Here is a 14,431-nt window from a genome sequence, read left to right on the forward strand (position 1 = left end):
TTGCTTTTTTCTTCCATAACTCTCTTTACGTTTCCGGGGGGGGTGTTTTATGGGAGCGGGGTGGGACGGGGGTTGTAAGCCCATGCGCTTGGGCCCTCCACCCGTGGGTGGAGGGCCCTCGCGCGAGACCGTCAGGCGTCGATGCGGGAGCGGTCCAGGGTGGCCGCCGAGTCCACGATGAACTCCTTGCGCGGGGCGACGTCGTTGCCCATCAGCAGGTCGAAGATCCGCTCGGCCTGCTCCAGGTCGCCCAGGTTGATCCGGCGCAGCGTGCGGTGGCGCGGGTCCATGGTGGTCTCGGCCAGCTGGTCGGCGTCCATCTCGCCGAGGCCCTTGTACCGCTGCACCGGCTCCTTCCAGCGCATCCCCTTGCGCTGGAACTCCAGCAGCGTGGAGCGCAGTTCGGCGTCGGAGTAGGTGTAGTGGTACTTCTCCTGGCCGCGCTTGGGGGCGGTGAGCTCGATGCGATGCAGCGGCGGCACCGCGGCGAACACCCGGCCCTGCTCGACCATCGGCCGCATGTAGCGGTGGAAGAGGGTGAGCAGCAGGGTGCGGATGTGCGAGCCGTCGACGTCGGCGTCGGCCATGAAGATGACGCGGCCGTAGCGGGCCTGGTCGATGTCGAAGGTGCGGCCGGAGCCGGCCCCTATCACCTGGATGATCGCGGCGCACTCGGCGTTCTTGAGCATGTCGCTCACCGAGGCCTTCTGGACATTGAGGATCTTGCCGCGGATCGGCAGCAGCGCCTGGAACTCGGAGTTGCGGGCGAGCTTGGCGGTGCCGAGCGCGGAGTCCCCCTCGACGATGAACAGTTCGCTGCGGTCGACGTCGTCGCTGCGGCAGTCGGCGAGCTTGGCCGGCAGCGAACTGGTCTCCAGCGCGGTCTTGCGGCGCTGGGCCTCCTTGTGCTGGCGCGCGGCGACCCGGGTGCGGGCGGCGGCGACGACCTTCTCCAGGACGGCCCTGGCCTGGAGCTTGTCGTCCTTCTTGGCCGAGGTGAGGAAGGCCTTGAGCTCCTTGGCGACGACGGCGGCGACGATCCGGTTGGCCGCCGAGGTGCCGAGCACCTCCTTGGTCTGGCCCTCGAACTGCGGCTCGGCGAGGCGGACGGTGACGACGGCGGTGAGGCCCTCGGTGGCGTCGTCCTTGGTGATGTCGTCCTCGGCGACGCGCAGGAGCTTGCTGGCGCGCAGCACCTCGTTGACGGTCTTGGCGAGCGAGCGCTCGAAGCCGGTGACGTGGGTGCCGCCCTTGGGGGTGGCGATGATGTTGACGAACGAGCGGAGGGTGGTGTCGTAGCCGGCGCCCCAGCGCAGCGCGATGTCGACGCCGAGGTGGCGGGTGACCTCGGTGGGCGTCATGTGGCCGAGCTCGTCGAGGACGGGCACGGTCTCCTTGAAGGTGCCCTCGCCACGCAGCCGCAGGACGTCACAGACCGGCTTGTCGGGGGCCAGGAACTCGCAGAACTCGGCGATGCCGCCGTCGTAGCGGAAGACCGTTTCCTCGGTCTTCTCGCTCTCGGTGAGCCGCTCGTCACGCACGACGATGGTCAGGCCGGGGACGAGGAAGGCGGTCTGGCGGGCGCGGTTGTGCAGGTTCTCCAGGGAGAGCTTGGCGTCCTTGAGGAAGATCTGCCGGTCGGCCCAGTAGCGGATCCGGGTGCCGGTGCGGGTCCTGGGCACCTTGCGGGCCTTGGTCATGCCGTTGGCCGCCTCGAAGGGCGCGTCCGGGCCGGCCTCGGTGAAGATGCCGGGGGTGCCGCGGCGGAAGCTCATCGCGTGGGTGTGCCCGCTGCGGTCGACCTCGACGTCCAGGCGGGCCGAGAGCGCGTTGACGACGGAGGCGCCGACGCCGTGCAGGCCGCCGGAGGCCGCGTAGGAGCCGCCGCCGAACTTGCCGCCGGCGTGCAGCTTGGTCATGACGACCTCGACGCCGGACAGCCCGGTCTTGGGCTCGACGTCGACCGGGATGCCGCGCCCGTTGTCGCGGACCTCGACCGAGGAGTCCGGGTGCAGGACGACCTCGATGCGGTCGCAGTGGCCGCCCAGGGCCTCGTCGACCGAGTTGTCGATGATCTCCCACAGGCAGTGCATCAGGCCGCGGCTGTCGGTCGAGCCGATGTACATGCCGGGGCGCTTGCGGACCGCCTCCAGCCCCTCCAGGACGAGCAGGTGCCGAGCGGTGTAGTTGGAGCCGTCGTCACCGGCCAGCAGTGCGGACGGCACGGTCGTTTCGGCACTCACGCGGCACTCTCCTCGGTGAAGTTCTGTCTCATCGGTCACATCCGGAACGCGTCCGGACCGTCCGCCAGTGCAGCACGCCGCACCGACAGCCGTCGCCCGGCGTGTGCGCACCCCTCCGCTGGGTGCCCAGCACGGCGGGCCGGTCCCGCGCAGCTTGTACGCGCTGCGCGAACAAGGACTGGGCCGGAGTCCGGGGCTCCGGGGCGCCATCTCCTCCCGGTACCACCGGTCCTGGCGGATCGTGGGGTCCGGCGAAGGCTCCGGAACTGCCGTTATGCAGGCTACCGGGGCCTGGGACGGGGCTTATGCTCCAACCCGGCTGAGGATTATGCTACGCGGACCTCGCACCCGGTCCCGATCGGGCGTTCGAGCCACGGGCGGATCCTGGGATCCGGTACGCATGAACCACCGGCCCCCGGGGCACGTCCTCATCAACACAGCAGAATCCTCAGAGAAGAAAAGCCACGAGCGGGAACGTTTTCGGCCTGGTTGGATGTTGACCCTGGTACGACAGCTCGTCGAGCTAGAGAAGAGGCGACGTGACTACTGTTCTGACACCTGCGAGCCCGCTCACCGCGGCTGACCGCTGCGACCGCTGCGGCGCCCAGGCCTACCTGCGCGTCGTGCTCGCCAGCGGCGGAGAGCTGCTCTTCTGCGCCCACCACGGCCGGAAGTTCGAGCCCGAGCTCAAGAAGATCGCCGTTGAGATACAGGACGAGAGCGGCCGCCTGACCAGCACCACCACCGCGACGGCCGCCGAAGACGAGCGCTGATCCCGGGCGCCACACCAGCAGCCGGCGTCGAGCTGTGTGTCCGGTCGCGCACTGCGTGCGACCGGTGGGCCGGGCGATCGACCCCTCAGGGGCCGATCGCCCGGCCCTGCTGTTCCCCGAGGCGCTCCGGCACTCCCGGCCGCTCCCGACGGAACGTCAGAACGTGACCGCACAGTCACGTTCCGGCGTCACAGTGCCGAACGCACCGCGTCCGAGAGGGCGGCGACCCTCGTGTACACCCCTGGGTGGTGCGCCTCCGCGCAGCCCGTCCCCCAGGAGACCAGGCCGGCCAGCCGCCCGCCGATGACCAGCGGACCGCCACTGTCCCCCTGGCAGGCATCCTTACCGCCCTGCTCCTCCTCGCCCGCGCACACCATGGCCCTGGCGTCGAACTTCCCGTCCGACCCGCCCGGGTAGTCGCGCGCGCACACCTGGTCGGCGACGACCGGCACGTCCACCGTGCGCAGCGCGGCCGAGTAGTCACCGCGCCCGGTGGTGTCGCCCCAGCCGTACACCTGCGCCCTGGTCCCGGTCGCGTACGGCTCGGTCTCGCCCTGGGCGAGCAGGTCGATCACCGGCCGCGACCCCTGGGACTCACCGAGCGTGACGACGGCCACGTCGTTCATGTTGGCGGACCAGCTGTAGTCGGGGTGGACCCAGATCTTCTTGACCGGCACTTCGTGACCGGCCGTGCCGCGCATGTCGTCCCGGCCGACGATCACCTTGAGGCCCGGCCGGTCCACCCGGACGCCCTTGGACTCGTCGAAGAAACAGTGCGCCGCCGTCACCACCTTGGTCGGGGAGACCAGCGCTCCCCCGCAGAACTGCCCGGAGCGGCCGGAGCCGAACTGCTGGCGGCTGGCCAGCGCCACCGCCCACGGGTGGTCCGCGGTGCTCACCACCGCACCGCCGACCACCCTGCGCTGGGCCTCGGCGGGCGCGGCGGTGCCGAAGGCGACGAGCGGGACGGGAACGGCCGCCAGCAGCGCCAGCACCGCGGCCCGCTTTCGGCGGTCCGGCCGGGCGGCGGCCGGGGTCGCCGGGGGCGGGGCGGCGGTCGTCAGGTCCGCGCGGTCCGGGTTGGGCAGCACCGTTTCTCCAGGTGGCTCGGCAGCAGGCAACCGGCACAGCGTAGGTGACCGGCTACACTGTGCGACCGCTTCCCGCCGGACGGCCACCCGGACGAGCGACAACCACCACTCGGACGGTGACGAACCCCCTCCGGACGGCCGAGAAGGCCCGGAGCCGTGGGGCTCCGGGCCTTCTCGGAAGTGCTCGCGCGGCGGGAGCGCCGCGCAGTGCCGGATCAGTCCAGGTAGTCGCGCAGGACCTGGGAGCGCGACGGGTGGCGCAGCTTCGACATGGTCTTCGACTCGATCTGGCGGATGCGCTCACGGGTGACCCCGTACACCTTGCCGATCTCGTCGAGGGTCTTCGGCTGACCGTCCGTCAGGCCGAAGCGCATCGACACGACGCCGGCCTCGCGCTCGGACAGGGTGTCCAGCACCGAGTGCAGCTGCTCCTGGAGCAGGGTGAAGGAGACCGCGTCGGCCGGCACGACCGCCTCGGAGTCCTCGATCAGGTCACCGAACTCGCTGTCGCCGTCCTCGCCGAGCGGGGTGTGCAGCGAGATCGGCTCGCGGCCGTACTTCTGGACCTCGATGACCTTCTCGGGGGTCATGTCGAGTTCCTTGGCCAGCTCCTCCGGGGTGGGCTCGCGGCCCAGGTCCTGGAGCATCTGGCGCTGGACGCGGGCCAGCTTGTTGATGACCTCGACCATGTGCACCGGGATGCGGATGGTGCGGGCCTGGTCGGCCATGGCGCGGGTGATCGCCTGGCGGATCCACCACGTGGCGTAGGTGGAGAACTTGTAGCCCTTGGTGTAGTCGAACTTCTCGACCGCACGGATCAGACCGAGGTTGCCCTCCTGGATCAGGTCCAGGAAGAGCATGCCGCGGCCGGTGTAGCGCTTGGCCAGCGAGACCACGAGGCGGAGGTTGGCCTCCAGCAGGTGGTTCTTGGCGCGGCGGCCGTCCTCGGCGATGATCTCCAGCTCGCGCTTGAGCTTGGGGGCGAGCTTGTCGGCGGCCGAGAGCTTGTCCTCGGCGAACAGGCCGGCCTCGATGCGCTTGGCGAGCTCGACCTCCTGCTCGGCGTTGAGCAGCGGGACCTTGCCGATCTGCTTCAGGTAGTCCTTGACCGGGTCGGCGGTGGCACCGGCGACGGCGACCTGCTGGGCCGGCGCGTCGTCCTCGTCGTCGTCGGAGAGGACGAAGCCCTCCGACTCCTCCTCCGGACCGGTGGCCTCGGCCTCGGCCTTGTCACCGGGCAGCGCGACGTCCTCGAGCAGCTCCTCCTCGCCGAGGAGCTCCTCCTCGCCGCCCTTGCCGGCCTTGCCGGCGGCGGTCTTCTTGGCGGCGGTCTTCTTGGCGGGCGCGGCGGCCTTCTTGGCAACGGCCTTCTTGGCGGGCGCGGCCTTCTTCGCCGGGGCCGCCTTCACCTCGGTGACGACCGTGGTCGTCTCCTCGACGGTGATCTCGGCGGACACGGTGGGCGCCGGCGCGGCGGCGGCCGCCACGGCCGGGGCCGCGACGGGGGCGCCGGGCGCGATGCGCACGGGCGGCTTGGTCGGGGCCGACGGGGCGGCCGGGGTCCGGGTGGTGACAGCCTTGGTGGCGGTGCGCTTCGTGGGGCTCTTGGCGGCAACGCTCTTGCGCTTGGCACCGGCCGGCTCGGCCGCGCTCACCATGAGGTCCACCCCCTCCTCAATCAGCACCTGATTGAGGCTGCGCATGACGTTCTTCCACTTGGTGACCGGGATCTGGTCCGCCTCGAACGCCTGGCGCACGTCGTCACCGGCGATCTGCCCCTGGGCCTTGCCCCGCTCGATGAGAGCCAGCAGAGCCGCGGACTCGGCGATCTCGGGGGGAAGCGAACGGGATGTGCTGGCCGACACGAACAACCTCTCGGACGATGAGTGGACTCGAACCCGTACCGGCCGCCCGAGCGGGCGGGGAAGGAGATCGCGCGTCGGACGCGCGGTGTCGATTCCGACCGACTCGGGCTTGAGGACAGGGTTTGCAGGACGGCAGCAGCGCCGCGGACCACCACAGCCATCTGGCGTGCTGGAGTATTCCGGAGCTGCTTCCGCTCAGGACACATCGCTGCTACTCGTCAAGTGTTACGCATGGCCTTCGTGTCGCGGGTCACACCGCTCGGGTGCCCACGGCCCTGGGCCGGACTCCATCATCGCGCACTCGCGCCGAAAACTGCCGCCATGGACATGCCCGCCAGGTCGGGCGACGTTCCGGGCTTGCGCCCCAGGCCCCCCTCGCACCCAGCAGGACGGCCCTCCGACTGCACCGGGCGGTGCGGCCGGAGGGCCGTGGGCGGGCGGGCCGAACCAGACCGTTCAGTGCTCCCGGGGGGCCGGGACGGACGGCTCGACCTCGGGGTGGACGGTGAGCAGGGCCCGCATCGCGGCCTCGCCCGCGGTGCCGTCGCCGGTGCCGAGCGCGTCCACCAGCCGGGCGTGCAGGCTGACCGAGGCCTCCGAGGGCCGCTCGCACGAGGTGGCGGGGCCGCCCGAGACCTGGAGCGCGCAGGAGACGATCCCCGAGAGGTGCTCCAGCATCCGGTTGCCGGCCATCTGCAGCACGAGGCCGTGCAGCTCGGCGTCGGCCCGGGTGTAGGTCGAGAGGTCGGCCTGGGCGGCGGCGTGGCCCATGATCTCGACCAGCTCGACCAGGCGCTGCTGGACGTCCTCGCGGCCGTGGCCGGCGGCCAGCCGGGCGGCGAGGGGCTCGATGGCCCAGCGCAGCTCGAAGAGCTCCCGGCGCTGCTCGTCCCGCTGGGGGCCGAAGGCGCGCCACTCGATGATGTCCGGGTCGAGCAGGTTCCAGTCGCCGACCGGACGGACCCGGGTGCCGACGTTCGGCCGGGCGCTGACCAGGCCCTTGGCCTCCAGGACGCGCAGCGACTCGCGGACGACGGTGCGCGAGACCTCGAAGCGCTGGCCGATCTCCTCGGGCACGAGCGGGCGGTCGGCGCCGAGGTCACCGGAGACGATCATCTGGCCCAGCTGCTGGACCAGCTGGCCGTGCAGACCGCGGCCGCGGCTGCTGGTGGTCTTGCGGCCGACCCGGGCGAGCTCGGACTCGGCGCCCTCCCAGCGGGGCGCCGGCGGGGTCGGCCGGTCGGCGTACGAGAAGCGGTCCAGGTCGCCGGGGCCGTGGATGGGCCCTTCGGCGGAACGGGCGGGGGTCATGGTGGGGTGCGCAAGGGTACTCACAGGTCCTTTGTCGGCGATCGGCAGGCGCAGCTTGAGAATTCTCGTGAAAAGCACACGAAAGGGTGATCGGCCGCGACTGGATAATTGACTTCTTATCAGGACGAACCGCCCATTACGGGCACCGCTGGTCGATCTTGGTGGTTCGGGGCGGCGGCCCGGGGATCAGAGCGCGCGCCGCCGGGACTGCACCACCAGGGCCGCCACCCGCCGGCCGGCCGCCGGCGCGGCCACCGCGGTGAGGAGCGCCGGGTCCGTCAGCGCGGTGGCCCCGGGCGCCACCCGCCGGTCGCCGCCGTAAACCCACCCGTACGCCCATTCGACGCCGGACTGGAACGGCAGCAGTTCGGCCGCCCGGGTCGGCCACGGCGTGCCGGTCTGCCGCAGCAGCAGCGCCACGCCCGACTCCAGCAGGGGCGGCAGCGCGCACAGGACGAGCACCCCGGCGACGGCGCTGCGGGTGAGCGAGGCCGTCAGAACGCCGGTCCAGCCCGCCACGACCGTCAGCAGGACGAAGGCCAGCAGGGCGCCCGGCACGCCGTGCCCCGCGACCAGGGCCACCGGCGCGAACGCCCCCGGCAGGTCCGCGAGCCCGGACAGCCCGGCGGAGGCCAGCGCCCCGGACGCCCGCCCGGACAGCGCGGACGGGTCCGCCCAGGCCGCGACCGTGACCCCGGCGGGCAGCGCGAGGTGCACGGCCACCGTGTCCACCAGCAGGGTGGCCAGCGCCAGCAGCCCCGCCACGGGGCCGATCACCAGCAGCTTGGCCACCAGCAGCCGCACCCGGCGCGGGTACGACACGCACGAGGCCGGCAGCCCCGGGTAGCGCACCTCGTGCCCGTACGCGAGGGCGCCGAGCACCCCGGCCCCGAGCGCCGCGAAGGGCAGCGGAAGCAGGGGGAAGGCCGCGGTCAGCAGCCGCACCCCCGCCGGGCCGGGCAGCGGTCCCTCCGGACGCTGGCTCGCCAGGACGGCGGCCACGACGGCGTCGCAGAGCAGCACGGCGGCGAGGAGCAGCCAGGTGGAACGGAGGCCGCGCAGCCGGCGCAGCTCGTAGGCCAGGACGCGCACGGTTCACTCGCTCCGGAGGTCGTCGGGGGTGGTGTTGGGGTTGGGGGTGAGGGTGGGGTTGGGGGCGGCCGGGGGCGCCTGGGGCGTCAGGCGGCCGAGCCGGACGGTGTCGTCGGACAGCAGGGTGGCGGCCGGAGCGGCGGGGCCGTTGCGGAAGAGCCGGTCCACGGCCACGGTCGTCGCGGTGCTGTCGGCGGAACGGAGATCGGGCTTGGGCACGAGCGCGGGGCGGGGCGCGGACCCCGGCGCGGGGGCGGGCTCGGGGCTGGGCTCGGGGCCGGGTTCGGGGCCGGGTTCGCCGGAGATCGCGGGCGACGGCTCGCGGGTGGCCTCGACGAGGGCGAGGGCGGAGAGGGCGGTCGCCACGGAGGCGACGGGCAGCGCCCGCGTGGGCAGGGCCGCCTCGTCCGCCGGCCCCGGCTGTGGCCGCTGCTGTGGCTCCGGCCGCGTGGCCGGCTGCGGCTGCTCGGCACGCTGCGGCTGCTCGGCGGGCCCCGGCTGGAGGTGGATCTGGCCGAAGCGGCCCGAGGCGGTCGGCAGGACGGCCTTCGGGGCGGGCTGCTCGACCACCCGGTCCGCCAGCTCGTGCAGCAGGATGCCGTGCCGGTAGGCGAGTTCGCCGATCTCGGTGCGCCCGATGCCCGCCACGGCGATACCGGCGCCGCCGTCCCTGCGCACCTGGGCGCCCTGGCTCACCAGGAGGTCGGCGAGGCGCGCCATCTGCGGCCCGCGGACGGCCACCTCAGGGCTGAGCCGGGTGCGACGGAACTCCGCCACCGGCTGGTCGGCCACCAGCCGGCCCCGGTCCAGCGTGATCACGCGGTCGGCCAGCTGGGACGCCTCCTGCGGGGTCCGGGTGGTCACCAGGACCGTCCCGGCGGCGACGGCGAACGAGCGCAGGAAGGAGTGGAACCACTCCACGTTGCGCGGGGACAGGCCCTCGGTCGGGGCGTCCAGGAGGAGCGCGGCGGGGTCGCCCAGCAGCGCGGCCGCGAGCGCCAGCCGCCGGTGCATGCCGGGCGAGAAGGTGCGCAGGCGCTGCCCGGCGACGGTGGCCAGCCGGGTCTGCTCCAGCAGCTCGTCCGCGCGCCGGGCGGGCACGCCGACGGTCGCGGCGAGCATCCGCAACTGGCCGCGCGCCGTGCGGCCCGGGTGCCCGGCCACCGCCGTGCTCCCCTCCCCCGACCCGGGGAGCAGCACGCCGACCTCGCGTTCGGGGCGGCGCAGACGGCGGTAGGTGCGGCCGTCGAAGAGCGTGACGCCCTGGCCGCGTTCGAGTTCGACCATGAGCCGCAGCGCGGTGGACTTGCCGGCGCCCTCGGGGCCGAGCAGCGCCGTGACGAGGCCCGGTCTGGCGTCGAAGGTGAGGTCCAGCAGGGCCGGTGGAGCGCCCTTGCCGCGGACCTTGGTCAGTCCGGTGATCTGGATCATCGCTGCCTGCTCCCATGCCCTCGACCGGCCCCGCGCCAGCACATTAGGGGTCGGCGAAGGCGATTTCGGGCATTACGGGAGCGGCGCGGGCCCGTGGGCCACCCACCTCACCCGATCAGGGGACAATCCGATCCTGCGATTCCCGGGCCAGGTGGGACAGGGCCGGCCGGGCCGGGGCGCGGCGGGCACGGGAGCGCGCGGCGTCAGGACTCCGGGCGGAGCATGGGCGGGTTGAGCACGGTCGCGCCGCCCGCGGTGAACAGCTGGGCCGGGCGCCCGCCCTGACGGGTCGTCGTGCCGCCGGAGGGCAGCAGGAAGCCGGGGGTGCCGGTGACCTTGCGGTGGAAGTTCCGCGGGTCCAGGGCCACGCCCCAGACGGCCTCGTAGACCCTGCGCAGCTCACCGACGGTGAACTCGGCCGGGCAGAAGGCAGTGGCGAGCGAGGAGTACTCGATCTTGGAGCGGGCGCGCTCGACCCCGTCGGCGAGGATCAGCCCGTGGTCGAAGGCGAGCGGCACCCCGTCGGCCGGGCTCTGCCCGAGCAGCTCGGCGACCGGCGCCCAGCGGGCGCTGCTGGCGTCCCCGCCGGCCCGCGGCGTCGGCAGGTCGGGGGCGAGGACGAGGTACGCGACGCTGACCACCCGCATCCGGGGGTCGCGCTGCGGGTGACCGTAGGTGGCCAGCTGCTCCAGGTGGGCACCGGCCGCGCCCGGACCCACGGCGTCGTGCCCGGGGGCGGAGTGCGCCCGCAGCCCGGTCTCCTCGGCCAGCTCGCGCGAGGCCGCCTCGGCCAGGCCTTCGTCCGGCCGCACGAAACCGCCGGGCAGCGCCCAGTACCCCTGGAACGGGGGCTCACCACGTCTCACCAGCAGGGCACACAGCGCATGGTCGCGCACCGTCAGCACCACCAGGTCAACCGTGACTGCGAACGGGGGGAAGGCCGACGGGTCATAGCGCGACATGGCGACGATCATAGTCGTCTCTCTGACGATAAGCACAGGCCCGTGTACAACCCGTGCCCGGGGGCCCGGGGGCGGGCCCTGGCGCGGGCCTTGGTTCGGGCCCTGGCTCGGCCCTGGTGACGGTCAGCGCGCCACGAGCTGGAGGTCCGCCGGCGCCTCCTCGACCATCGCCACGCCGATGCGGCTCACCCGGACGGAGAAGGGCTCGCCGGACACCCGCAGGTTGGTCAGTTCCAGCTCGCCGAGCGGGGCCGTGCTGGCCGGGCGGACCTTGACCCGGCCGCCCGGGACGTCCGGACGGACCCCGGCGAGGGCGAAGACCGCGTGGGCGGCCCCGGCGGCCGAGACCGCCGCCGGACGGCACGCGGCCGGGTGCGGGACGGGCGGGCAGCCGGGGATGCGCTGCTCGCCGGCGTACATCTCGGGCACGCGGCCCTCGAAGTGGGTGGCCGCGGCGAGCAGGCCCTCCAGCAGGGTGCCGGCCTCGTTCTCGTGACCGGCCTCGGCGAGCCCGGCGATCGCGAGGGCGGTCTCGTGCACCCGCACGGCGCCGCCCCGGTGGCCCAGTGGGTTGAAGCGGGGCGACTTGGCGCTCAGGGTGCGCAGGCCCCAGCCGCTGTCCAGCTCCGGCGCCACGAGGCGCTGGGCGAGCAGCCGGGTCTGCTCGCGGTCCAGCAGGCTCTCGTGCCGGCCGCCGTCGACGGCCAGCCCGGTGTCGAGCAGGTGGACGAGGCAGGAGGCGACGGCCGGGAGCGGTTGACCGCCAGGGGCGAGGCCCGCGGCCGGGCGCCCGCCGGAGAGGTCGTCGATCCAGAACCGCTCGCGGAAGCGCCCGCGCAGCCCGGCGGCCCAGGCGCGCCACTCCTCGGCGCCGGGACGGCCGAAGGCCTCCAGGAGCTCGGCGCCCTGCAGGGCGGCGCGGTGCGCCTGGGCCTGGACCTCGGCCCGGGCGGCCACCGGGTGCGCGGCGCGGTCCTCCGCCGGGCGGCTCAGGTCGGTGACGAAGCCGTCGGCCAGGCCGTCGCGGAGGGCGCCGAGGGCCCGCTCGGCGGCCGGGAGCAGGTCCGCGACCTCGGCCCTGGGCAGGCCCCAGCGCCAGGCCTCGGCCAGCACCGTGACGAACAGCAGGGTGGCCTCGGTGGCGGTGCAGGTGGGCGGCAGCTCGGGGCCGCCGTGCCGCAGGGCGCCGGGCAGCAGCCCCTCGGTGCGGCCGGGTGCCGGGGCGAGCTGCTGGCGCCGGGCCAGGGCCCGCAGGGTGCCGGCGGCGAGCCGGGTGCCGAGCGGGAGCGTCAGCCGGGCGGCCCAGAGAGCGTCGGCCGGGGCGAGGCCGAAGCGCCAGGGCGCGCCGGAGGCCGGGTAGAGGTCGGTCGGGCGGTCCGGGTCGGCGAACAGCAGGCCGCCGAGGGCGTCGAGGGAGCGGGTGACCAGCAGCGCCGCCCGGGCGTCGTCCGCGTCGAACTGGCCGCGCTCGCCCGCGAGGAGCAGCAGGACCGGGCCGAACAGCAGGCCAGGGCAGACGAGTTGGAGCGCGTGCGGCGCACGCTGCGCCGCGAGCGCCACACCCGGACGCGGACGCACGCCCTGTCCGGCCGTCTCTGCGCGCCGACCACTGCCGCGACCGCTGCTGCGACCGCCACTCCGTCCGCTGCCGCGTCGTCCGCCGCTTCGGTCGTCGGCTCGCTCGGGGTCCCGTGCACCACGGTCGCGCCCGGTCCGGTGCCGGTGCCCGGAGCGGACGGGAATCCGGACACCTTCACCGAACTCCTCTCCCGGCTGGGCGAGTTCCCGCTGCTCACCTTCACCGGGGACCAGAAGTCCGCGCTCGCCCTGGACGACCTCCAGTGCGCCGGGGCGGGCTGGGCCCGGCTCGCCTGGGACGGGTTGACGGCCCTCCAGGAGTACGCCGAGGCGGCCGTCCGCGGCGAGGCCGGCGGTGACTTCAAGCAGTGGTGCGAGCACACGCCGGACGGCTGCCACCGGTTCCCGCCCCGCAAGGCGGTCCGCGGCGAGTCCAGGACGGTGCACAGCCACACCAAGTGGAAGCGCGAGCGGATGCTGCCGGTGCCGGAGTGCGTCGACGCCTCCCGGCGCGCGTTCATGGGCGCGCACCTGCGGATCGGCGGCGGGCGCACCGCACCCCGGCTGCACTACCTCGACGACTGCTCGGGCAGTGGCCGGATCTATGTCGGCTACATCGGACTCCACCTGACCAACACCCGCACCAACTGAGAGGCTTGGCTGACCACCTGCGCCCGTTCGGTGGACAATGTCCGCAGGGGCGGGCCGCGGGGTCGCCGGTCGCCCCGCGCAGGCGCCGACGAGCATGGGGGAAAGACGACCGATGCAGTACTCAGCAGACGGCCAGTCCGACGGCGCCGCCACCACCCGGTTCCCCCAGCCGGGCTTCCTCGCCTCGGTCTTCCGCGACCTCGGCGCGGACCCGGGCCCCGACCCGTCCGAGGCCGGGGACCGGGCCGCGCCCGCCGACGCCGGGACCACCGGCAGCCGCGACAGCTCCGGCAGCCCCGGCAGTACCGGCGGCCACGACGGTCCTGGTGACGGCCCGTCCGCCGACGAGGAGTCGGTCGCCGCCCACGGCCGCGCCGCCGCCCTCACCCACCACCGCACGCTGACTGTCCAGGCCGAGCACGACCGCCTGGCCGACCTGCTCCGGCGGGCCGCGCTGCCCGTATCGGCCATGGACTTCGAGAGCCAGCTGCGCCACTACGAGCCGCGCCCCTACCCGGCCGCGAGCCCGGACACCACCGAACCCGAGCCCCGCTGGGAGGACTTCGCCCCCGCCGAACCGCCCGCCGCCGACCCCGACGCCGCACCGACCCGCCGCCTGCTCGACTCCGACTACCAGCGCGAGCTGGCCAAGGCCCGGTTGGCCCACCAGCAGGCCCGGCGCCAGTGGCGCACCCGCCAGGCCGAGGCCGGCAGCCCGGCCGCCGACGAGTCCCGGCGGGTCCACGAGGAGTCCGAGGCGGCCCGGGCCCGCGCGGTGCGCGAGTACAACGAGAGCCTCGAGGAATGCCGCCGGGCCTACCGGCTGGCCGAGCCCGCCGCGGTGGAGTCGCTGCTGGAACGGGCCTTCGCCGCCGCCGAGACGGCCACCCAGGACCTGCCCGCTCCCTGCCGGGCGGTCTTCCGGCCGCTCACCCGCACCGCGGTGCTGGACCTCGACCTGCCGCCGCTCGACCTGGTCCCCTCGCTGACCGGCTACCGCCTCGCCCCCGACGGCGACATCCACCCGGTGCCGCGCCCGCCGGCCGAACGGGCCACCGACTACCTGCGGCTGGTCGCCCGGCTCGCCCTGCGCGCCCTCCAGGCGGCCGACGCCGTCGACACCGACGAGATACTCGCCGGCGTCGTCCTCAACGGCTGGCTGCGCGAGTCCGGCGGGGCCGGCCCGCTCTGCCTGGTCAGCGTGGACGCCGACCGCGACGCACTGGCCCGTACCCGGCTGCTCCCGGCCGCCACCCCGTACGAGGAGCGCGACGGCGACGGCGTCTACGCCGACGCCGAGCAGGACGAGGCGCTGGTGCGGCTGCGCCAGCTCGGCGCCGCCGTCACCCCCGATCCGTACGCGAGGGCCGCCGTCGAGCCCGCCGCGCTGGCCGGCGCGACCGTGCCGGCCGCGCCCGACCTGTCCGCCAACGA

The 14,431-nt window shown here is 74.1% G+C and carries 10 protein-coding genes and 1 pseudogene; 3 read left to right on the plus strand and 8 right to left on the minus strand.

The window, feature by feature from the left end; translation table 11 throughout:
* Nucleotides 1-131: 131 nt before the first annotated feature.
* Nucleotides 132-2,243 carry a DNA topoisomerase IV subunit B gene (locus AB0O00_RS16445; protein ID WP_363652297.1) on the minus strand — a complete coding sequence of 704 codons (2,112 nt, stop codon included), beginning with the start codon at nt 2,241-2,243 and terminating at the stop codon, nt 132-134.
* Nucleotides 2,244-2,782: 539 nt separating this feature from the next.
* Here AB0O00_RS16445 and AB0O00_RS16450 point away from each other — a divergent pair.
* Nucleotides 2,783-3,016 carry a hypothetical protein gene (locus AB0O00_RS16450; RefSeq protein ID WP_363652298.1) on the plus strand — a complete coding sequence of 78 codons (234 nt, stop codon included), beginning with the start codon at nt 2,783-2,785 and terminating at the stop codon, nt 3,014-3,016.
* A gap of 188 nt (nt 3,017-3,204) precedes the next feature.
* Here AB0O00_RS16450 and AB0O00_RS16455 read toward each other — a convergent pair whose 3' ends face one another.
* From AB0O00_RS16455 to AB0O00_RS16485, 7 genes are all read right to left on the minus strand, one after another.
* Nucleotides 3,205-4,107 (minus strand): serine protease, encoded by a 903-nt coding sequence (locus tag AB0O00_RS16455; protein ID WP_363652300.1) that lies wholly within the window; start codon nt 4,105-4,107, stop codon nt 3,205-3,207.
* Nucleotides 4,108-4,322: 215 nt separating this feature from the next.
* On the minus strand, nt 4,323-5,972 hold the full coding sequence (locus AB0O00_RS16460) for an RNA polymerase sigma factor (protein ID WP_363652301.1): 1,650 nt from the start codon (nt 5,970-5,972) through the stop codon (nt 4,323-4,325).
* Nucleotides 5,973-6,428: 456 nt separating this feature from the next.
* Complete coding sequence (locus AB0O00_RS16465) at nt 6,429-7,307, minus strand: FadR/GntR family transcriptional regulator (RefSeq protein ID WP_363652303.1); 879 nt, start codon at nt 7,305-7,307, stop codon at nt 6,429-6,431.
* Nucleotides 7,308-7,469: 162 nt separating this feature from the next.
* The gene (locus tag AB0O00_RS16470) at nt 7,470-8,375 is read right to left on the minus strand and encodes a hypothetical protein (RefSeq protein WP_363652305.1); all 906 of its coding nucleotides are present in this window, start codon (nt 8,373-8,375) and stop codon (nt 7,470-7,472) included.
* A 3-nt stretch (nt 8,376-8,378) separates the two neighbouring features.
* On the minus strand, nt 8,379-9,806 hold the full coding sequence (locus AB0O00_RS16475) for an ATP-binding cassette domain-containing protein (protein WP_363652307.1): 1,428 nt from the start codon (nt 9,804-9,806) through the stop codon (nt 8,379-8,381).
* A 203-nt stretch (nt 9,807-10,009) separates the two neighbouring features.
* Nucleotides 10,010-10,768 carry an NUDIX domain-containing protein gene (locus AB0O00_RS16480; protein ID WP_363652309.1) on the minus strand — a complete coding sequence of 253 codons (759 nt, stop codon included), beginning with the start codon at nt 10,766-10,768 and terminating at the stop codon, nt 10,010-10,012.
* A 123-nt stretch (nt 10,769-10,891) separates the two neighbouring features.
* Nucleotides 10,892-12,346: a hypothetical protein gene (locus tag AB0O00_RS16485; RefSeq protein ID WP_363652310.1), complete on the minus strand. Its 1,455-nt coding sequence runs from the start codon at nt 12,344-12,346 to the stop codon at nt 10,892-10,894.
* Nucleotides 12,347-12,484: 138 nt separating this feature from the next.
* On the opposite strand from AB0O00_RS16485, the gene AB0O00_RS16490 reads away from it, so the two are divergent.
* Nucleotides 12,485-12,997 carry a hypothetical protein gene (locus AB0O00_RS16490; protein WP_363652312.1) on the plus strand — a complete coding sequence of 171 codons (513 nt, stop codon included), beginning with the start codon at nt 12,485-12,487 and terminating at the stop codon, nt 12,995-12,997.
* A gap of 112 nt (nt 12,998-13,109) precedes the next feature.
* Nucleotides 13,110-14,431 (plus strand): annotated as a pseudogene (locus AB0O00_RS16495) (hypothetical protein); the annotation flags it as partial.

Source organism: Kitasatospora sp. NPDC093558, assembly GCF_040683475.1.
GTDB lineage: Bacteria > Actinomycetota > Actinomycetes > Streptomycetales > Streptomycetaceae > Kitasatospora.